Here is a 19,898-nt window from a genome sequence, read left to right as displayed (position 1 = left end):
GCCCCGCTGCGCGCGCCGACCGCTCCGGGCGGACCCCGCCGCGAAGGACGCGGTGGCCGGTGCGCGAGGCCGCCGGTGCGGTCGGCGCGCGCAGCGGGGCCGCCCGGGCCCGTTCGCTCCCCCGCCCCCGTGGCTGCCCGGGTCCGCCGCAGGCGCGTGGCCGGCACGGCGGCCGGGGTAGGGGGTGGAGGAGACGCACACCTCGTCAGCCGAGGAGAACCCGCATGACCTCGCAACGCCGACTCGCCCGCGCGGTGCTGGACGAGGCCGGCCGGACGCTCGCCCAGGAGGCGGGCGTCCGGCTCGCCGACCGGCCGGCGCCGCTGTGGCAGCTGCTCATGCTCACCAACCTGCTCAGCGCCCGCATCTCCGCGCGGATCGCTCTCGCCGCCGAACGCGAACTCGTGGCGGCCGGGGGGACGACCCCGTCGGGGATGCGCGACCTCACCTGGCAGCAACGGGTGGACGCGCTGGGCCGCGCGCACTACGTCCGCTACGACGAGAGCACCGCCACCCGGCTGGGGGACTGCGCCCGGATCCTGCTGGAGGACTACCGCGGCGACCTGCGCCGGCTGCCCTCCGTGGAACGGCGCGACAGGGGCGGCCTGCGCCGGGACGTGCAGCGCTTCCCCGGGATCGGCCCGACCGGCGCGGACATCTTCTGCCGCGAGGCCCAGGCGGTGTGGGACTGGCTGCGGCCCTACGCGGACCGGCTGGTGCTGCGCGGCGCCGAGCGCGTCGGCCTGCCCGCCGACTCCGAGAAGCTGGCCGGACTGGTCGAACCGGCCGAGACCGCGGCCTTCGCCGCCGGCCTGGTGCGGGCGGCGCGTGACAAGGAGGTGGCGGAGCGGGTCACCGCCGCTGCCGCCTGAGCGGGACTCCGGCGTCCGCCCTGGTCAGCGCCGCCGCGGCCGGTTTCCGTCCGGCCCAGCGCGGGAACTGGTTACGGTGCTGGCTTGCGGCGGATTCGGGTGAGTCGTGCCCACTGGAGGTGGATCGCCCCGTTCTCCGCGTCGACCGCGCCGGCGCCCGGCCGCGTGGTGCGGCCGAGCCGCGGGCAGACGCGATCACGACCGGCCGTCGACGCGGGGTCGCCGTGCGGAGGGAGGAGAACCGGTGAGCATGATCCGGCGGACGATGGACCGTCCGCACTCCATCGGGGGCCTGGGGACGTCCGAGGCCGCCTGGCGGGCCTGGCCCGCGCTGCGCGAGTTCCCGGCGCTGCACCTCACCGGCACCCAGAGCGCGGTCGTCGTCGCGCCCTATCCCGACGACGCGGTGTTCGGCTTCGGCGGAGGCCTCGCGATCCTGGCGGACGCCGGCGCGCGGCTGCGCATCGTGGCGGTCAGCGAGGGGGAGGCGCGGCTGTGCCCCGGGCCGCGCACCCCGTCCCCGGTCGAGGAGCCCCGCCACCGCCACTCGGCGACCCTCCAGGCGCTGGAGGTGCTGGGCGCCTCCGACATCGAGATGGTCCGCCTGGGCCGCGACGCCGGGCCGGGCGCGTGCGGGGTGGACGAGCTCGCCGCGCGGCTGGCCGAGGCGTGCGCCGACTTCCAGGTCTGCGTCGCCCCCTGGGAGGGCGACCGGCACCCCGAGCACGAGACCGCTGGCTCGGCGGCCCGCCGGGCCGCCGCGCGCACCGGCGCCGCCCTGCTGGGCTACCCCGTCTGGCTGTGGAACTGGGCGGTCCCGGAGGACCCGCGGGTGCCCTGGCGTGCGGCGCACCGCATCGTGCTCCCGGAGGAGGCCCGCGGTGCGAAGGCCGCGGCGGTCGCCTTCCTGCTGCACCGGCTGCACCCGCCGGTCCGGCACGTGCGCCGGGAGGTGGTGCTCACCTCCACCATGACGGCGCACTTCGCGCGGGAGTCCGAACTCGTCTTCGTGTGAGGTGCCGGCGGCGGGGTTCCGGCGGTTCGGGACAGGTCCGGCCGCCCCGCTCCAGGCGTCCGAAACCTGGCGGTGCGGTGACTGCCGCGCGCGGCCGCGCCGGCGCCGCGCCCGCCGGCCGGACCCGCGCGGCCGCGCCGGCGGGGCCCCACCTGCCAGGAGAGGCGGCAGCCGGCCCCCGCGGACCGGCCGTACCGGGCGATGCGCGCGGTATGCGGTGGTCCTCTGTCTGGTGTGCCGGATGTCGGTTGTGCCAGTCTCGGGACGCGCGGCCTTCGGCGTCGAACGCCCGCCTTCCGCGGACGGTACGTGGCGCGCCGCCGGCGGGCCGCCGTGCCAGCTGTCGGCTACCGCGACCGGAGAGCTCCATGCCGCACACCCCGTCCGAACCCGTCGTCCTCGACCCCTCCGCCCGCGACATGCAGGGGCAGGCCGCCCGGCTCCGCGAGCTCGGCCCGGTGGTGCGGGTACGGCTGCCGGAGGGAGTGGAGGCGTGGGCGGTGACCCGGCACGCCGAGGTGCAGGAGGTGCTGTCCGGCAGGCGGTTCGCCAGGAACTACCGGAACTGGCGCGCCTGGCAGCAGGGGGAGGTCCCGGAGGACTCGCCCGTTCTGGGCATGATCCGGCTGGACAACATGCTGCAGTCCGACGGCGCGGCGCACGGCCGGCTGCGCGGTCTGGTCGGGCGGGCGTTCACACCGGCCCGGGTCGGGGAGCTCCGGCCCGCCGTCGAGGAACTGGTCGGCGCGCTCCTCGACGAGTTCGACGCTCCGGAGCGGGCGGGCCGCACGGACCTCAAGGCGGCGCTGGCCGTGCCGCTCCCCCTGGGGGTCATCTGCCGCCTGTTCGGCGTCCCGGAGGAGGACCGGCCCGCCATCCAGGAGATGGTGACCCGCGTCTTCAGCTCCCTCACCACGCCCGAGGAGGCGCTGGCGAACCAGCGCCGGGTCGACGAGTACTTCACCGACCTGGTCCGCCGGCGCCGCGGCTCGCCCGGCGACGACCTCACCAGCGCGCTCATCCAGGCCCGGGACGAGGGGGAGCGGCTCTCCGACCGCGAGCTCATCGACACCCTCTGGCTGTTCATGGCCGCCGGCTTCGAGACGACGGTCGGCGTGCTGGCCAACGGGGTGCGTGCGCTGCTCACCCACCCCGAGCAGCTGGCCCTGCTGCGCTCCGGCGCGCAGCCGTGGAGCGCGGCGGTGGAGGAGGTCCTGCGCTGGGACAGCAGTGTCGCGATGCTCCCGTTCCGCTACCCGGTCGAGGACCTCGAACTGGGCGGCCGGCTGCTGCGCAGGGGCGACCCCGTCCTGGTGTCGTTCGCGTCGGCCAACCGGGACCCCGCGCAGCACGGGGCGGACGCGCACGTCTTCGACATCACGCGGACGCAGGCCCGCAACGTCGCCTTCGGGCACGGTCCGCACTTCTGCCTCGGTGCGCCGCTGGCCCGGCTGGAGCTCGGCGTGGCGTTCCCGGCGCTCTTCGAGCGCTTCCCCGACCTCGCGCTCGACCTGCCGCCGGGCGGCGCGGTGCCGCCCATGCCCTCCGTCTTCACCAACCTGCCGGCCGGGCTGCCGGTGCGCTACACGTCGTCGTCCGGCGGCCCGGCGCCGGCCGTTCCCGCGGACGGCCGGCGCACCGGGCCCGCCGCCGCGCCGTGACCGCGCGGCGGCGGCGCGGCGGTGCGGTGCGGGGTCACGACCTCGGGGCACGCAGCTGGTGGTGGATGATGAGGTCCACGTAAACGTCGCCGAGTTCCGTGATCGTCAGACCCCCGGCGGGCTCGTACCAGTTGAGGATGCCGTCGAGGGTCTCCAGCACCGTTCCCGCCGATCCGCCGGGATGGGCGGGGGCGAAGGTTCCGGCCTCCCGCCCGGCAGCGATGATCTCGCCGATATGTTCCCGATATCGACGCAAATGGCGGGTCATTTCGCGGTGGCGGTCCGGATAGATCACCCGGAGGGTCCGCAGCAGTCCGCGCCGGAGTTCTTCTTCGGTCCGGTGCTCCCAGCTGAATTCGATATGGCTGCGAATGAGGACGGACAGCCGTCGGACCGGCGGCTCGTCCGGCCGGTCGGCGGCGATCTGCCGGGTGACCAGCGCGCGCGTCGAGCGGGTGGTCACCGCGTACACCAGATCCAGTTTCGTCGGGAAGTGTCGGCGCAGCACATCGAGGTCGACGTCGGCCTCCCGCGCGATCGCGGGCATGCCGACATCACGTGCGTCGCGCCGGGTGAAGAGCCGGACCGCGGTGTCCAGTACGTGTTCGGTGAGACGGATGTCCAGTGGGGAGAGGTCGGCCGTCATGATCATCTCTAGCCTGCACCGCGGAGCAGAGGACCGGGGTGCGATCGAGGGGTTCGACATCGACGGGCAGCGCGCCCGGTTGGTAGGGCTATTCCCGATTCGGTGGCGAATCGGTTTCGAGGATAGCGCGAGTCTTGGCTGGATTCGGGGAAAAACACGGATGTCGGCCGCGGAATTTAGAAAATCTCTACTTTTGCAGAGTGATACGAGAATAATGAAGTGAATTCAGTTCCCTCGTGTGCCGTGTCCGGCGCGATCGGCGACAACATGTGAGCGCGTGACTTCGCGCCAGGAGAGCCGGGAAACCCGCGAAACCGGCGAAACGCTAGGCGGAAACAGCGTGCGATGGGCCAGAGGCCGCAGGGCGTGCGGAACCTCACGCGACGCGGGCAGCCTGGCGGGCGCCTCCGCCGCGCGGCGCGCCCGGGGCCGGGCGTGCGGGGGCGCCGCGGGGGATCAGGAGGTCAGCGGGAGAACTGCGGCTGGTTGCCGACGAGCTTCGCCAGTTCCGCGGGCTGGTCGGTGATGATGGCGTCGACGCCCATGCCGATCAGGCGGGCCATCTCCGACAGGTCGTTCACGGTCCAGGCCGACACCGCGTAGCCGTGCCGGTGCACCTCCGCCACCAGCTCCCGGGTGAGCAGCGGCCAGTAGGAGTTGTAGTAGCGCGGGCGCAGCGCCTGCCAGACCTCGGGCGGCGGGAACCCCTGCTGGTCCCAGGAGAGCGCCAGCTGGGCGCGCGGCCGGCGTCCGCGGATGGCGCGCAGCGCCTCGACCGAGCCGGAGTAGAGGACGCGGCCCAGCATGTCGTGCTCGGCGACGAGGTCGTCGGCCGCCAGCGCCGCGTCGACTGCGGTGACGTCCAGCATGAGCGGGGGAGCGGTGGGGCGGCTGAACTCCGCCAGCACCTCCATGAGCGTGGGGATCCGCCGGTCCCGGCCATCGCCGAGCGCCGCGAGCTCGGCGAGGGTCACCTCCGTCACCGGACGGTTGAGGCCCCAGAAGCGGTCGAGGGTGTCGTCGTGGAGCAGTACCACGTGGCCGTCGGCGGTGAGCTTCAGATCGATCTCGATCATGTCGGCGCCGGCCGCGGCGCCGGCCCGCAGGGCCGGCAGCGTGTTCTCCCGGAACTGAATGGGGTCGCCACGGTGGGCGATCGCCAGCGTCATGTGCTCTCCGGTACGCGGTCTGGAATCGATGACGGTGATGCCGGGGGGTGCTGACGTCAAGAGTGCCAAAAACCGAGCGCGCCCGCATCTGAGAGCGGCAAAAATCCCGAAATGGCCAGGTGGGTGACGTGCGAGGCGGCTCACGTCCCCGGAGCGCCGCGTGGGACGTCCCCAACTGGGAAACTTCTGGGGAAAGCAGCGCGCCGGTCACATGGCCCCACACGGCCGCGCGCGGACGGCCCGTCACCCGAACGAAGGCGAGAGATGATCCCGGACCAGCGCCGTGAACACATCCTGAAGCTCTTGCAGGAGCGGCATGTGCTGAGCATCAACGAGTTGACGTCGATGCTGGCCGTCTCGCACATGACGGTGCGGCGCGACATCCAGGCCCTGGAGAACGAGGGGAAGGTGCTCTCGGTCACCGGTGGCGTCCGACTGGCGGCCCGGCTGAAGAGCGAGCCGTCCTACCTCGCCAAGGCCCAGCTGGAGGTGCCGGCCAAGCGGGCCATCGCGCGCGCCGCCGCCGAGCTGGTCCGCGAGAACTTCACGGTCTTCATCGACGCCGGCACCACCACGCTGCAGATGGTCCCGCTGCTCACCGACAAGGTCGGGCTGACCGTGGTCACCAACGACTTCAACGTGGTCGGGCACCTGATGGAGTACCCGAACATCGAGCTCATCCACACCGGCGGTCTGGTGTCGCACGCCGACCACTCCTCGGTGGGGCAGTTCGCCGCGGAGTTCCTCAGCAAGGTCAACGTGGACATCGCCTTCGTGGCGAGCAGCTCCTGGGACCTGGAACGGGGCTCGACCACGCCGTCGGAGCCCAAGGTGGTGACCAAGCAGCAGCTGCTGCGGATGGCCTCCAAGAGCGTGCTGACGGTGGACAGCACCAAGTACGGCAAGTTCGGGACGTTCCGGGTCGCGCGGCTGGAGGAGTTCGACCTCATCATCAGCGACGACCGGCTGCCCCGGTCGGCGGTCGAGGAGATGGCCGAGCGCGACGTGCGGCTGCAGCTGGTCGCGCCCGAGTGACCTCGGCCGGCGCGCACGGGCCCGCGGCGGGTCGCGTCCGCGGGCCCGCCGCTCAGTCCTCCCCGGTGTCCGGCTCCCGGGCGCAGAACAGCTCCAGCTGGAAGCCGTCGGGGTCGGTGAAGCTCAGCACCGACCCCGCGTCGGAGTGCACGATCGGCGCGTGGTCGATGTCGAGGTCGCTGAGGCGCTCCTCCCAGGTCTCCAGGTCGCCGATGCAGCCGACCTCGAACGCCACGTGGTCGACACCGGCGTGCCGGTGGTCGAACAGGGCGTTGAAGTGGTCCTTGTGCTGGACGATGCCGAGGACGACGCCGCAGGAGTGCTGGCAGGTGGTGCGCAGCCAGCGGCCGTCGTCCCGCGTCTGGAACTCCTTGAACCCGAGGACCGAGCGGTAGAAGTCGACGCTCGTGTCGCGGTCGCGCACGGACAGCGTGATGTGGGCAAGGCCGGTCAACTTCGGCACGGAAACCTCTCTTCGCCGCGGCTGCTGTCGGAGCCGGCGGGGAGGAAACAGCGTGAGCACGATCGCCCAGCTTACGCCGCTGTTTCGCATACGCAAGTGCTTGTTAAGAAATGTGTGACTTGCCGGGTGTCCGGCGCTCACCCGCCAGTGCCGGCGCGGCCGCCGGGCGCGTCCGCGCGGCTCGGCGCGGGGACCGGCGGAGCAGCGCCGTTCGCGGCGCGTCGCGGTGCCCGGGGCCGGACGCGGCAGCCGGGGTGGCGGAGTGGCGGCGGTGCCCGCCGACGTGCGCAGGACCACAGGCCGATCACCAGCCGTCGGCGGTCGGGAGGGCGCGCAGCCGGCGGTGGGCGAGGACGGCGGCGCCCATCGCGGTCAGCAGGGCCACGCCCGTGCTGACCGGGAGTAGGACGCGGGCCCGCCGGCAGCCGCCGTCCTCGGAGGGCTCGGCGGCCGGTGCGGGCGGGCGCGGTGGTGCCGCGCAGCCGCCGATGACGCGGAGGCCGCCGGGCGGCGGTACCGGTGGGCGCAGGCAGCCGAGCGGTGCGGCCGCCGTTTCGGCGCCGCCCGGTGCGCAGCACGCCACGACCGCCGCCGGCCCGCCGCCCGGGAGGCGGGCCGCGGCCGGGACCGGGTCGCCCGCCGCGGCGAGCGTGGCGGCCAGCGCGAGCGCCCCCGCGGCGAGTTCCGCCATCACCACCGGCTTCATGCCGTTCCCCCTCCCGCGGTCCGACTCCCCCTGGCGAGCGCCGGAGATATGCGGCGCTTCACAGAGATATCCACCGTCATTACGCTGGGTAATCTCCTGTTGTGGTGTTTTTGCGGCATCCCAGTGGACTCTTGGCGACTGGTCCGTAGATGGCCGAGTTAGCCGAGTTGACCGAGTTGGCCGGTTATCGGGTTTCCGGGGGAACTGCCGCTGCTGCGGCGGTACGTCGGGTGGATCGGCCGTAGCCGAGCCGGCGTAGCAGGGCTCCGGCCGGGCCCGGCAGGCCGCGGTGTTCCAGCGCGGCCACGCCGGCGACGGTGACCAGCCACCCGCCCACCGCGAACGCCGCCATGCCCGCGCTGTCCAGCGCCGCCCCCAGCCGGAGCCTCCCAGTCGGAGCCCCCACGCCGTGAGGACGGGGGCGGACAGCGCCGAGCACCACGAAGGGCCAGGCGGCCAGCCGGTCTCCGCCGCCGTACCCCAGTCCGGCTCACCGGAGGGGGAGCCGAGCGTGGTGGGCCCGGTGCCCGCCGGGCCCCAGCCGCCCCGGGTCGGCGCTGGCGAGCGCCGCCGCGGCCGGGGGACCAGCATCACGGCCACCACCACGGCGGGGGCGCCGGACGCCGAGGCCAGCAGCGTCAGGTCGCCCCGGCGCCGGATGGCGAACCGCACGCCCGCGTCCAGGACCGAACCGCCAACGGGATGCCAGTCCGACGGCCAGTGCTCGGCCCCCACAGGTGGAAGCCGGTGTTGGACAGCACGCTGAGCAGCGGCATGGTCCCGCGCGCGAGGTCGGGGGCGAGCGCCCGTCCGCCGGGGTGGACACCGCCGCGCGCCAGTGGGCGCCGGCCCGGCAGCGGGGCGGGCACGGGGCGACGCTAGGGACGGCCGCCCCTGCCGCGCATCGGGCGTCGGCCCGCCCGGCCGCGACCAAGGTTCCGGCTCCGCGCCCGCGCATGGGTCGGCGGTACCGGGCGGCGGCACGGCCCACCGGCGGATCGGCGGGAACCGGAAGGAGGGCCGGCGCGTCCTGAAAGCGACGGACATCGCGGTTGTGCCATGAGGCGGGCGTATTTCGCGTGACCGCCGGGTAACGACTAGGTTCGGTGGCACGTGCGGTGTGCGCCCCGCCGATGGGCGGCGGCGCGGCACACCGCCGTTCACGTGTCCGGCGAGCCGTCACGTTCCGTGGCGGGAGGACGTCCGGGCGCGAGCGGCGGCCGGCCCGCACCGGCCACGGGCCCCGCGGTGCGCGGGTACGCCGCCCGAGGGGTGACAGGGGGAGGAAGACGGGGATGTCGCGGACGCGGCCGGATCTGTTCGACGCCTGGCGCGGGCTGGCCGGCGTGGGCGTCGAGTCCGTCGCCGTGGGAGCCGAGCTGATCGCCCGCTGGGCCGAGCCGCACCGGCGCTACCACACGCTCGACCACCTTCGGGCGACCCTCCTGGCCGTGGACGACATCGCGGAGGCCGCCGCCGACATCGCCTCCGTCCGGTACGCCGTCTGGTTCCACGACGCCGTCTACCAGGGCGAGCCTGGGGCTGACGAGGAGCGCAGCGCGCGGCTCGCCGAACTCCTGCTGCCGCGCTGCGGACTCACCCGCGCCCGCTCCGAGGAGGTGGCCCGCCTGGTCCGCGCCACCGCCGAGCACACCCCGGAGCCCGGCGACTCCGACGCCGAGGTGCTGTGCGACGCCGACCTCGCCGTGCTGGCTGGCGCCCCGCACGAGTACGAGTCCTACCGGACCGCTGTCCGGGAGGAGTACCACCAGGTGGCCGAGGCGGACTTCCGTGCCGCCCGCTCCCGCATGCTGCGCGCCCTGCTGGACGCCCCCACCCTGTACCGGACCCCGCCGGCCCAGGAGCGCTGGGAGGAGGCCGCCCGGGCCAACGTCGAGGCCGAGGTGGCGCTGCTCGACGCGGACGCGCCGTACCTCGCGGCGCCCTAGCCCCGAGGCCGGCACCGGCCCCGGCCAGGGGACGGCACCGCCGCCGCGCCGCCTCAGTCGGTGTAGCGCGCCGTCAGCTCCGCCCCGCTCCGCACCGGGCGGCCTCACCGCACCCAGCGGTAGCGGTGCTCCGGCCGCCCGGTGGAGCCGTAGCGCATCCGCAGCTCGGCGCGGCCGTCGGCGCACAGGTACTCCAGGTAGCGGCGGGCCGTCACCCGGGCCACCCCGGTGCGTTCGGCGACTTCGGCCGCGGAGAGGTCGGAGTCGGCCGCGCGCAGCGTGTCCGCGACGAGCTCGGAGGTGGTCGAGGTGAGCCCCTTCGGCAGCGTCTGCGCCGGCGTGGGGCGCAGGAGCCCGAACAGCCGGTCCACGTCGCCTTGGGTGGCCTCCTCGATCCGGGTGAGGCGCTGGTGGGCGGCGGCGAAACGCTCCAGCTGGTCGCGCAGCGCCGACAGCGGGAAGGGCTTGAGCAGGTAGTGCACGGCCCCGCCGTGCAGTGCGGCGCGGACCTGCTCGATGTCGCGCACGGCCGTGATCACCAGTACGTCCACCGGGTGCCCGGACGCGCCCGGGGCGCGGAGCGTGCGCAGCACCGTCATCCCCGACTCGTCCGGCAGGTACAGGTCGAGCAGCACCAGGTCGGGCCGGTGCCGTTCGACCGCGGCGAGCGCCGCCGAGGCGCTGTGCGCCACCTCCACCACGGTGAAGGCGGGCAGGGACTCCACGACCTCGCGGTGGTTGTGCGCCACCCGCGCGTCGTCGTCGACGACCAGGACCCGGATCACCGCGCACCTGCCGTCGCGCCCGTCACCGGCAGGTAGGCCGTGAACACCGAGTACTCCGCTCCGTCCACGCAGCCGGCGGACCCCGCCGGGCTGTCGATCGACACGGTGCCGCCCCGGCTCTCGCAGGTCTGGCGCACCAGCGCCAGGCCCAGCCCGCGCTGGCCGCCGGAGCGGGCGACCTTCGTGGTGAATCCCAACGTGAAGACCTCCTCGGTCAGCGCCGGATCGACCCCTGGCCCGGAGTCGACCACCCGGATCTCGATCAGGTCGTGCGGCAGGCCGTCCTCGGCGCGGCCGTGCCGGCACAGCAGCAGCTCGACCCACCCGCCCGGGTCTTTTCCCGCTCCGCAGCCGCTCGGGTCTTTTCCCGCTCCGCAGCCGCTCGGGCTGGACCCCGCTCCGCAGCCGCTCGGGTCTTTTCCCGCTCCGCAGCCGCTCCGGCTGGACCCCGCCACCGAGTCGAGCGCGTTGTCGACCAGGTTCCCCAGCACCAGCAGCACGTCCTCGCGCAGGTCGGCGGGCAGTCGGCCGTCGAGGCCGGTCGTGGGCGACAGCCGCAGCTCCGCACCCCGCTCCGCGGCCTGCGCCGATTTCGCCAGGACGAGCGCGGCCACCGCCGGGTCGGCGATCCGCGCCGCGACGTCGGCGCTGGTGCGGGTGTGCGCCGCGGACAGCTCGTCGAGGAAGGCGCGCGCGTCCTCGTGGGCGCCGAGCTCCAGCATGCCCGCCACCGTGTGGATGCGGTTGGCGAACTCGTGGCTCTGCGCGCGCAGCCCGCGGGTGAGGGTCCGGGCACCGTCCAGCTCGCCGGTCAGCCGCTCCAGTTCGGTGCGGTCCCGCAGGGTCACCACCGCGCCGGCGTCCTGGCCGTGGAGCCGCACCGGCTTGCGGTTGCACACGAGCACCCGCGCGCCGACCAGCACGATCCGGTCGGCACCGGGGTCGGTTCCGCAGAGCACGTCGTGCAGCCGCGAGTCCAGGCGCAGCTCGTCCAGGTGCCGGCCCTCGCAGTCGGCGGGCAGCTCCAGCATCTCCCGGGCCGGGCGGTTGACGAGGGTGACCCGGCCGGCGTGGTCGAGCGCGAGTACCCCCTCGCGGATGCCGTACAGCAGCGCCTCCCGGCCCTCCAGCAGCGCGGTGATCTCGGCCGGCTCCAGGCCGTGCGTCTTCGCGCGCAGCCGCCGGGACAGCAGGTAGGCGCCGCCCGCGCCGAGCAGCAGCGCGCCGACGACGGTGCCCACGATCATGGGCAGCGCGGTGGCCGCGGCGGTGTCGAGGTCGGAGGCGAGGATGCCGACGGACACGTAGCCGACCACCGCGCCCGCGTCGTCGCGGACCGGGACCTTCGCGCGCACGCTGCGCCCCTCGGTGCCGATCTGGAAGCCGGTCCAGTCCTCGCCCCGCAGCACCCGGCCGGGCGGGGTGGAGACGACCTCGCCGATGAGTGCGCGGTTGGGGTGGGAGTAGCGGATGCCGGAGCGGTCGGCCACCACGATGAACTGGGCGCCGGTGGCCTCGGTGACCGCGTCCGCGCGGGGCGCGACGACCGACGCGGGGTCGGCCAGCTCGAACGCCGCGCGGATCTCCGGCTGCACCGCGACGGACCGGGCGATGGCGAGCACCCGCTCGGTGTACTGCCGGTCGACCTCGCGGTCGTTGTGCACCACCCACAGGGCGCCGGTCACGCCGAGTGCCACGGTCAGCAGCAGGACGTGCGCGATGAAGAGGGACTGGGTCAGCGTGAGCCGGCGGCGGACAGGAGGTGCGGTCATCGGGTCTACTCCGGCGGCGGGATCCGCCGCGTGACGGTTGTCGCTGGACAGGACCCTGATCACGCGGGTCCGCGATCAAAACTACGACCTGGCCGGGGGTGCTGCCCACACCAGGGGCGCCGGCCGGGGCGGCCCGGGCTCTCGCCCGGCCGGCGCGCAACGGCTGTCAGCGGTCCGGCGGCGCCGCGGCGCCGCGCGCGCCCCGGGCGCTCACCACCACCAGGACGGCCGACACCGCCGCCATGACCAGGGCGATCTGGCGCAGTCCGGCGTCGGTGACCTCGTGGGTGAAGACCACGCCCACGACGACCGACGCGCCGATCGAGCCGACATAGCGGAACGTCTGGAACAGGCCGGCCGCCACTCCGATCTGCTCGCCCGGCGCGGCGCGGTACATCGCTGACTGGAGGCCGAGGTTGTTGAACGCGTTCGGCACGCCGAGCAGCAGCGTCAGCGGCAGCAGCAGGAGCAGCGGGGTGTCCGCGTGGGCGAGCAGCAGCCCGAGCGACCCGGCGAGCAGTGCCAGGCTGCCGACCGTGAGCACCACCCCCTCGCCGTTCCGGCGGAGCAGCCGGGTGACCAGCGGCATCGCGAGCACGCCGACCCCGGCGATCGGGAGCACCGCCAGGCCGGCCGCTCCCGCGCTGTCGCCGCGGGCCGCCTGCAGCCACTGCGGCAGGCCGATGAAGCCGAGGTAGAACACCACGTTCACCGCCGCGTTCTGCGCGAACACCCCGAGGAGCCGCCGGTTGGCCCCCAGCATCCGCAGGTCGAGGAACGGGTGCGCCGTACGCAGCTCCCGCCGCACCAGTGCGGCCGCGCCCGCCGCCGCCAGCGGGAGCAGCACCCACTCGGGGGCCGCCGCCACCGAGAGTAGGAAGCCGATCAGGCCGCCCATGGCCAGCACGAAGGCGGCGATCCCCGGGAGGTCCAGCCCCGCCAGGGCTCCGGGGCCGGGCTCGGCGGCGCTCGGCGGTGCCTTCGGCAGCAGCGCCAGCGCGAGCGCGATACCGGCGAGGGTGACCGGGACGTTGACCAGCCAGATCGCCTGCCAGCCCCACGTCTGCACCAGGACGCCCCCGATGACCGGCCCGAACGCCGCACTCGCGGAGTTGGCGGCCGCGATCATGGCCAGCGCCGACTGGGGCGGGCCGCCGGGCAGGGCGGCGCGCAACACCGCCATCGCGGAGGGGAACGCCACCGAGGTGCCGACCGCGAGCAGCACCCGCGCCGCGATCAGCACGCCCATGTTCGGCGCGAGGGGGGCGAGCGCGCAGGTCGCGCACACCAGCGCGAGCCCCGACACGAAGACCCGGCGCGGTCCGAACCGGTCGGCGAGGCGGCCCATCAGCGGCAGGCAGACCGTGGCGGCGAGGTAGAAGCCGGAGACGAGCCAGACCGCCGTGGCGAGCCCGGTGCCGTAGTGGCGTGCGATCGGGACGAGGGCGAGCGCGATCATCGACGAGTTCAACGCGTTCAGCAGCGTGCCCAGCATGACGCCGGCCACCAGCCGCCGCGGCCGCACCTGCTCCGTGGCCGTCCCCCTCCCCCCGCCGCCTACGCCGCCTACAGGGCCTACTCTGCCACCGCTTACGCGCGCCGCGGCGGAGCCCGACGCCGTGGCCGGGAGGGGGTCACGGCCCGGCAGGCGGACGTGCGACCGCGCGCCAGGGCACCGGGCTGGACAGCACCATCGTGCTGGAGGGCTTTCCGTGCTCGGAGAGCCGGTCGATCACCGCCTCGAAGCGCGCCATGGACTCCACCGCGATCAGCAGCACGCAGCAGGCGTCGCCGGTGACCCGGTCGACCCGCAGGATGCCGGGCCACCGCAGGGCGGCCTCGTCGCGCAGCAGGCACAGCGGGCCGTAGCAGTGCATGCGGACCAGGGCGGTGACGGCCAGGCCGGCCGCGGCCGGGTCCACGTGCGCGTGGTAGCCGGTGATGACGCCGTTCTGCTCCAGCCGGCGTACCCGCTCGGCCACCGCCGGGGCGGACAGCCGCACGCGGCGGGACAGTTCGTTGAAGGAGAGCCGGCCGTCCGCCTGCAGTTCGGCCAGGATCTGCCAGTCCAGTGTGTCCAGCATGTTTACCGATCATAATGTCGATCGGGGTAACCGCGTCATGAACGCAAGGTCAGACTCCGGAATTGGGAGGCATTGGCTCTTCTGGGATCGGCCATTCGCCCGCATGCTGGGAGGCGCCGCGGCGGCGGGCCGCCCCGGCCGCCGCCACCGCCCCCTGACGAACGGAGAGCGCAACGATGGGCACCCCCTCGGCCCCGTCCCGGAACGCGGACCGCCTCGCTGCGGCCGCCGCCCGCTCCGAGCGGACGGCCCGCGACGAGGGCCGCCTGCTCCTCGCCTTCGACGACCTGACCCCCTACGCGCGCTACACCGGGGTCGACGTGCTGCACACCCTGCAGCGGCCGCGCACCGGCGAGCCCGCCGAGCTGTCCTTCATCATCACCACGCAGGTCATGGAGCTGCTGTTCGCGCTCGTCCGGCAGCACTGGATGCGGGCCCGCGCCGGGCTCGACGCCGACGACGTCCCCGCGGCGATCGCCGCCCTGCGCCGCGGCGCGGCCGCGCAGGACGTCCTGGTGCACAGCTGGGACCTGCTGGCGACGATGACCCCTGTGGAGTACAACCGGTTCCGCGACGCCCTCGGTGAGGCGTCGGGGTTCCAGTCCGCGACCTACCGCCACCTGGAGTTCCTGCTCGGCAACCGGTCCGCGGCGCTGGTGCGCCCCCACCGGGCCGCGGCCGACGTGCACGCCGCCCTGCTGCGCGAGCTGCGCGAACCGAGCCTCTACGACGCGGCGCTGCGGCTGCTGGCCCGCCGCGGCCTGCCGGTGCCCGAGGAGCGGATCGACCGCGACTGGTCCGCTCCCTGCGAACCGGACCCCCGGGTCGAGGACGCCTGGGTCCAGGTCTACGCCGACGACCGGCCCGGCAACGACCTGCTCGCGCTGGCCGAGGCCCTGCTGGACACCGCCGAGCGTGTGACGCGGTGGCGCGAACGGCACCTCGCCGCGGTGCGGCGCGCCATGGGCGCCAAGCCGGGGACCGGCGGGTCCAGCGGGCTCGCCTGGCTGGCGGAGAACGCCCGCCGGGCGGTGTTCCCCGAACTGTGGTCCCTGCGCACCCGGCTGTGATACGCCGGTGCCGGACCGGGGACGCCCCCACGACCCAGGCCGCCGGCGGTGCCCGCCGCCCGGCCGACGACGGGAGAGACGGATGACGCCACTTCCCCCCACCCCCGCCACTCGCGAGGCGTGCGCCGAACTCGACGCCGCCGACCCGATCGCCGCGTTCCGGGACGAGTTCGTGCTTCCCGAGGGCGTGATCTACCTCGACGGCAACTCGCTCGGCGCGCTCCCCAGGGCCGTCCCCGGCCGGGTCGCCGACCTCGTGGAGCGCGAGTGGGGGCAGGGCCTGGTCCGCAGCTGGAACGACGCCGGCTGGTGGGACAAGCCCCGCACCCTCGGCGCCCGGCTCGCCCCGCTGGTCGGCGCGGCGCCCCATGAGGTGGTGGTGGGCGACGGCACGTCGGCCAACCTGTTCAAGGCACTGGTCGCGGCGCTGCGCCTCAATCCGGGCCGCCGGACCGTCCTGGGGGAGCCGGGCAACTTCCCGACCGACCTCTACGTCACCCAGGGCGTCACCGACCTGCTCGGGGCCGGGCAGCGCCTGGCCGACCCCGACGAGCCCGGCCGCATCGCCGAGGCCCTGGCGGCGGGCGACGTCGCCGTCGTGCTGCTCAGCCACGTCGACTACCGCACCGGTGCGCTCCGCGACATGGCCGGCCTGACGAAGGCGGCGCACGACCACGGGGCGCTCGTCGTCTGGGACGTCTGCCACAGCGTCGGAGCGCTGCCCGTCGACCTCGCCGGCTGCGGCGCGGACTTCGCGGTCGGCTGCACGTACAAGTACCTGAACGGCGGCCCCGGCGGACCGGCGTTCACCTACGTCGCCGAGCGGCACCACGCCAGCGCCCGGCAGCCGATCGCCGGATGGCACGGGCACGCCCGGCCGTTCGACTTCGCCGGGGAGTACGTTCCGGCGGCCGGCGCCGACCGCTTCCTGAGCGGATCGCAGCCACTCGTGGCCGCCGCCGCCCTGGAGGCGAGCCTGGAGCTGTGGAGCCGGGTGGACCTGCGGCAGGTGCGGGCCAAGAGCCTGGTGCTCACCGACCTGTTCCGGTCGGTCGCGGAGTCGGCCGGCCTGGCGGTGGCGACCCCGCGCGCGGCGGAGCGGCGCGGCAGCCACGTGGCGCTGCGCCACCCCGGAGGGTACGCGATCGTGCGGGCGCTCATCGAGCGCGGCGTCATCGGCGACTTCCGCGCGCCCGACGTGCTGCGCTTCGGGTTCGCGCCGCTGTACCTGCGCCACGTGGACGTCTTCGACGCGGCGCACGCGCTCGCGGAGGTGGTGGAGTCCGGGGAGTGGCGCGATCCGCGGTTCTCCGAACGCGCCCACGTCACGTGAGTGTGCGGGTGTGCGCCCGTGAGCGGTGCGCCGCGACGTTCACCCGGTTGGCGCAGGTGAGGGTGCAGAAGCGGCGCCGGCCGTTGCGGGAGGTGTCCACGAACACCTCGCCGCAGCCGGGCCGGGCGCACCGGCCCAGCCGCTGGCCGCCCGCACCGCAGATGGCCACCGCCAGCCCGCCGGCCGTGGCGGCGCGCACCCGTTCGACCGGGTCCCGCGTCTCGCTGGTGTAGTGCAGGTGCGGGGCGTGGCCGTCGTGCATGGTGACCCGGATGCCGGTGGCCGCGCTGTCCAGCAGCCCGTTGACGAGGTCGATCTGGCGCTGCTGGTCGGCCTCGCCGAAGACGGGGTCGAGCCGGGCCCCCCAGTCGAGCAGCCGGCCGGCCTGCTCGTCGCTGGTCAGCTCGTACTGCATCTCGTGGCGGTGCAGGACCGTGTTCAGGACCGCGCGGCGCGCGTCGCGGGCATTGGCCAGGTCGGCGGCCAGGAACGCGCCGGTACCGCCGTAAGTATTGAACTGCACAAGGCCATTACAGCAGGCTTGGGCTATGAGCAGCGAACAGTGTGCGTCCTGCGGCCGGTTCGCGGCCGTGGCCGGTGTCGAGTCGTCGCATGTCACCTCCGAGGGGCTGGTCCGCTACCTCCGGTGCCCCTGCGGCCGGCGTTGGGTGGACGTGGCGCGGTTCCACACCCTCGTGGGAGTCGGCGGCACGCCGTGGAGTGCCCCGGAGTAGCGGACCGGGGCGGCGGGCGGGTGGGCGGCGCACGTGGTGCGCCGCCCTTTCGCGTGCCCGGGCCCGCTGCGGCCGCGGGCGCGCGGGCGGCCCGGGACGGCGGTCCCGAGCCGCCGGAAAGGGATTTGCGGACGCGGGGCCCGGCGGCGGCCCCGCCGGGCCCCGCGTGCCGCGCGCGGCACGGTCGCGGCGGCGGGCCGGGCGGGCTGCCGGTGCCCCCGCATTGGCCTCCTCTTTACTGAGAGCCAGGCCACGACGTGGTGTGCCGGTGGTCCCGGCATGAAAGTTCCTTGACGTCCGCGGATGGCCGTTTGCCCTTTCCTGTAGGGGAATTCGCATTCTCCCGGGCTTTGTCGGACAGGGCCGCCGGATCTTTTTACCTTTTGGGCTTGACCACTTTGCTTTTCTGTGGGTTAGAGTCCTCGTGACCGGTTCGAGACCAGGTGTTTGCTCAGGTCAGAGCCGGTGTCGAGCCCCGGGTGCCCAGTGTCCCGGGATGTGGAGACCCCCAATAGAGCGCGGTGTGCCCGAGGCCTCGTCGGTGAAATGAGGCCGCCTCCCGGGATGACCGAGCCACCCCTTCGGTTGGCCGCGCTCCGCGTCTGGCGACTCGTCAGTGGCGAACCCTGACCCCGATATGCCGGCCCCTGCCCCTTTCGGCATGTCCCGTGTCTCTGCTCGACCCTCCGTTGCCGACAGATCACATTCTCATGAACCCAATGACTGCCCCCGCCGACAACGGCGAAGTGCTCCTGCAGGGCGACACCAAGGCCTCCTACTTCTGGGACGACGGTTCCGGCATCAACGGCGACACCGGCGCTCCGGCGTCCGGCGAGCCCATGCAGCAGGGAATGTTCGCGAGCCCCAGCTGGCCGCTGGGCACCAAGGGATACATCGAGTACGAGGGTCAGACCGTCGAGTTCTTCATCGGCGACCGCGGCCCGGGCGACCCCTCGTCGAACTGCAACGTGATGCTCGACCTCGACGGCAAGACGTTCGCTGAACTGGTCGGCGGGTCGTGGAACGAGTCCGGGCTGTACGTCGAGGGCACCGACCTCGGCCACATCAATGTCACCTACCACATCACCGAGTGGGGCGACGGTCCCGGTACCCCGGGGGCTCCGCACCCCATGAACGACCCGTCGCAGAAGTGCGAGTCCTTCGTCCCCGAGAGCTCCGACTCCGGTTCGGACGAGGCCGCCGCGGCGGCTGGCGAGGACCAGCAGGCCGCCGACGAGCAGCAGGCCGCCGCCGACGAGCAGCAGGCCCTCGAGGAGAAGCAGGACCAGGTCCAGGAGCAGGCCGCCCAGCAGCAGGCGGTGGCCAAGGACCAGGGCAACCCCGCCCAGGAGTCCCCGCTGCTCACCAGCACGACGGCGAGCGCCAACGCTCCGCAGATGGCGACCGTCGCCCAGGAGCTGCCGATGGCCTCTGGCGCGCTGCCGATCCTCATGCTGCTGCCGGTGCTGCTCGCGATCGCGATCATCACCAAGCGCAAGGCGATCGCGTTCGCCATGACGCGCTACGGCCAGCAGTACCGTCCGGCCCTGTTCACGAGGGAGAACGTCCGCCTCGCCAGGGAGAACCTGCGCCGGGTCAACCCGTTCACGCGGAACTGACCTCCGGACCGGCCACGCACACGACGCGCCCCCGCCCGAGCGGCGGGGGCGCGTCAGCGGCGTTCGGGGCGCGCCGTCAGATGTCGCCGAGCAGGAGTTCCGGACGTTCGACGCAGTCCGCGACGAACCGCAGGAACCCGCCCGCCTCCGCGCCGTCGCAGACCCGGTGGTCGAAGGTGAGGGTGAGTTCCGTCACCGGACGGGCCAGCACCTCGTCGCCCACCACCCACGGGCGCCGCATGATGCGCCCCATGCCGAGGATCGCCGCCTCCGGGTGGTTGATGATCGCCGCCGACCCGTCGACGCCGAACACCCCGTAGTTGTTGACCGTGAAGGTGCCGCCCGTCAGCTGGTCGGGAGTCAGCGTGCCGGCGCGCGCGGCGTCGGTCAGGGAGGTCAGCGCCGCCGAGAGCGCCCGCGCGGACATCGCGTGCGCGCCGTGCGCCACCGGGACGACGAGCCCGCGGGGCGTCTGGGCGGCGAAGCCCAGGTCCACGTGGCCGAAGCGCACCAGTTCCCCGCGCTCGGTGTCCACCTGGGCGTTCAGCGCCGGGAACCGGGCCAGCCCGAGTACGCAGAACTTCGCGAGCAGCGCCAGCAGGCTCACCGGGCGGTCCGGAACCGCCTCGTTGAGGGCGGCCCGCAGCCGGAGCAGCCCGGTGGCGTCGGCGTCGACCCACACCGTGGCCTCGGGGATCTCCCGGCGGGACCGGGTCAGCCGCTCCGCCATGGTGCGGCGCGCCCCGCGCAGCGGCACCCGTTCCACGGCGGGCCGCTCGGCGGGCGCGGCCGCGGCGGCGCCCGCGCCTCCGGCGGCCGGCGCGCCCGGTTCCGCGCCGGCGGCGATCGCGGTCTCCACGTCGCGCCGCAGCACCAGCCCGCCGTCGCCGCTCCCGGCGATCGCCGCGACGTCCACCCCGTGCTCACGCGCGAGGCGGCGCACCAGCGGCGAGACCACGGGCGTGCGCCCGGAGCGGGCCGCCGC

The 19,898-nt window shown here is 74.3% G+C and carries 19 protein-coding genes; 9 read left to right on the top strand and 10 right to left on the bottom strand.

Annotation, left to right across the window (positions count from 1 at the left end):
• The first annotated feature begins 224 nt into the window (after positions 1-224).
• From DEF28_RS18805 to DEF28_RS18795, 3 genes are all read left to right on the top strand, one after another.
• Positions 225-872, top strand: a complete 648-nt coding sequence (locus DEF28_RS18805; protein WP_114400302.1) for an HhH-GDP family DNA glycosylase — start codon at positions 225-227, stop codon at positions 870-872.
• A 250-nt stretch (positions 873-1,122) separates the two neighbouring features.
• Positions 1,123-1,887 carry a PIG-L deacetylase family protein gene (locus DEF28_RS18800; protein ID WP_114400301.1) on the top strand — a complete coding sequence of 255 codons (765 nt, stop codon included), beginning with the start codon at positions 1,123-1,125 and terminating at the stop codon, positions 1,885-1,887.
• 368 nt (positions 1,888-2,255) lie between these two features.
• Entirely contained in the window at positions 2,256-3,548 is a 1,293-nt protein-coding gene (locus DEF28_RS18795) for a cytochrome P450 family protein (protein WP_114400300.1), read from the top strand.
• Between the two features lie 34 nt (positions 3,549-3,582).
• Here the strand turns inward: DEF28_RS18795 and DEF28_RS18790 are convergent, their stop codons facing one another.
• Both DEF28_RS18790 and DEF28_RS18785 read right to left on the bottom strand, forming a co-directional pair.
• Positions 3,583-4,194 carry a TetR/AcrR family transcriptional regulator gene (locus DEF28_RS18790; protein ID WP_114400304.1) on the bottom strand — a complete coding sequence of 204 codons (612 nt, stop codon included), beginning with the start codon at positions 4,192-4,194 and terminating at the stop codon, positions 3,583-3,585.
• A gap of 464 nt (positions 4,195-4,658) precedes the next feature.
• Positions 4,659-5,363, bottom strand: coding sequence for a glycerophosphodiester phosphodiesterase (locus DEF28_RS18785; RefSeq protein ID WP_114400299.1), 705 nt, complete (start codon positions 5,361-5,363; stop codon positions 4,659-4,661).
• A gap of 264 nt (positions 5,364-5,627) precedes the next feature.
• Here DEF28_RS18785 and DEF28_RS18780 point away from each other — a divergent pair, with 264 nt between their 5' ends.
• Positions 5,628-6,398 (top strand): DeoR/GlpR family DNA-binding transcription regulator, encoded by a 771-nt coding sequence (locus DEF28_RS18780; protein WP_114433349.1) that lies wholly within the window; start codon positions 5,628-5,630, stop codon positions 6,396-6,398.
• 52 nt (positions 6,399-6,450) lie between these two features.
• Here DEF28_RS18780 and DEF28_RS18775 read toward each other — a convergent pair whose 3' ends face one another.
• A complete protein-coding gene (locus DEF28_RS18775) occupies positions 6,451-6,861 on the bottom strand; it encodes a VOC family protein (protein WP_114400298.1) in 411 nt (136 codons plus the stop codon).
• 304 nt (positions 6,862-7,165) lie between these two features.
• Positions 7,166-7,567, bottom strand: a complete 402-nt coding sequence (locus DEF28_RS18770) for a hypothetical protein (protein ID WP_114400297.1) — start codon at positions 7,565-7,567, stop codon at positions 7,166-7,168.
• A gap of 1,295 nt (positions 7,568-8,862) precedes the next feature.
• On the opposite strand from DEF28_RS18770, the gene DEF28_RS18755 reads away from it, so the two are divergent.
• Entirely contained in the window at positions 8,863-9,516 is a 654-nt protein-coding gene (locus DEF28_RS18755) for an HD domain-containing protein (protein WP_114400296.1), read from the top strand.
• A gap of 104 nt (positions 9,517-9,620) precedes the next feature.
• Here the strand turns inward: DEF28_RS18755 and DEF28_RS18750 are convergent, their stop codons facing one another.
• From DEF28_RS18750 to DEF28_RS18735, 4 genes are all read right to left on the bottom strand, one after another.
• Positions 9,621-10,301, bottom strand: a complete 681-nt coding sequence (locus tag DEF28_RS18750; protein ID WP_114400295.1) for a response regulator — start codon at positions 10,299-10,301, stop codon at positions 9,621-9,623.
• The gene (locus DEF28_RS18745) at positions 10,298-12,073 is read right to left on the bottom strand and encodes an ATP-binding protein (protein WP_114400294.1); all 1,776 of its coding nucleotides are present in this window, start codon (positions 12,071-12,073) and stop codon (positions 10,298-10,300) included. Before DEF28_RS18745 ends, DEF28_RS18750 begins: the two co-directional genes overlap by 4 nt.
• A gap of 166 nt (positions 12,074-12,239) precedes the next feature.
• Entirely contained in the window at positions 12,240-13,598 is a 1,359-nt protein-coding gene (locus tag DEF28_RS18740) for an MFS transporter (protein ID WP_114400293.1), read from the bottom strand.
• 109 nt (positions 13,599-13,707) lie between these two features.
• A complete protein-coding gene (locus DEF28_RS18735; protein ID WP_114400292.1) occupies positions 13,708-14,157 on the bottom strand; it encodes an Lrp/AsnC family transcriptional regulator in 450 nt (149 codons plus the stop codon).
• 176 nt (positions 14,158-14,333) lie between these two features.
• On the opposite strand from DEF28_RS18735, the gene DEF28_RS18730 reads away from it, so the two are divergent.
• Both DEF28_RS18730 and kynU read left to right on the top strand, forming a co-directional pair.
• Positions 14,334-15,227, top strand: coding sequence for a tryptophan 2,3-dioxygenase (locus DEF28_RS18730; protein WP_114400291.1), 894 nt, complete (start codon positions 14,334-14,336; stop codon positions 15,225-15,227).
• An 82-nt stretch (positions 15,228-15,309) separates the two neighbouring features.
• On the top strand, positions 15,310-16,560 hold the full coding sequence (gene kynU, locus DEF28_RS18725) for a kynureninase (protein WP_114433353.1): 1,251 nt from the start codon (positions 15,310-15,312) through the stop codon (positions 16,558-16,560).
• On the opposite strand, the gene DEF28_RS18720 is transcribed toward kynU, so the two are convergent.
• Positions 16,553-17,083, bottom strand: a complete 531-nt coding sequence (locus DEF28_RS18720) for a CGNR zinc finger domain-containing protein (RefSeq protein WP_114400721.1) — start codon at positions 17,081-17,083, stop codon at positions 16,553-16,555. The genes kynU and DEF28_RS18720 overlap by 8 nt on opposite strands.
• A 25-nt stretch (positions 17,084-17,108) precedes the next feature.
• Here DEF28_RS18720 and DEF28_RS18715 point away from each other — a divergent pair, with 25 nt between their 5' ends.
• Together DEF28_RS18715 and DEF28_RS18710 are read left to right on the top strand one after the other, a co-directional pair.
• Positions 17,109-17,294 carry a hypothetical protein gene (locus DEF28_RS18715; protein WP_114400722.1) on the top strand — a complete coding sequence of 62 codons (186 nt, stop codon included), beginning with the start codon at positions 17,109-17,111 and terminating at the stop codon, positions 17,292-17,294.
• A gap of 719 nt (positions 17,295-18,013) precedes the next feature.
• A complete protein-coding gene (locus DEF28_RS18710) occupies positions 18,014-18,913 on the top strand; it encodes a hypothetical protein (protein ID WP_181874452.1) in 900 nt (299 codons plus the stop codon).
• Positions 18,914-18,989: 76 nt separating this feature from the next.
• On the opposite strand, the gene DEF28_RS18705 is transcribed toward DEF28_RS18710, so the two are convergent.
• On the bottom strand, positions 18,990-19,898 hold a 909-nt coding region (locus tag DEF28_RS18705; RefSeq protein WP_147281071.1), incomplete at its 5' end, for a dihydrolipoamide acetyltransferase family protein.

The organism is Marinitenerispora sediminis (genome assembly GCF_003336425.1).
Taxonomy (GTDB): Bacteria; Actinomycetota; Actinomycetes; order Streptosporangiales; family Streptosporangiaceae; genus Marinitenerispora; species Marinitenerispora sediminis.
Note: the sequence above shows the minus strand (reverse complement) of the source record. Positions and strands in the feature narration are given on the sequence as shown.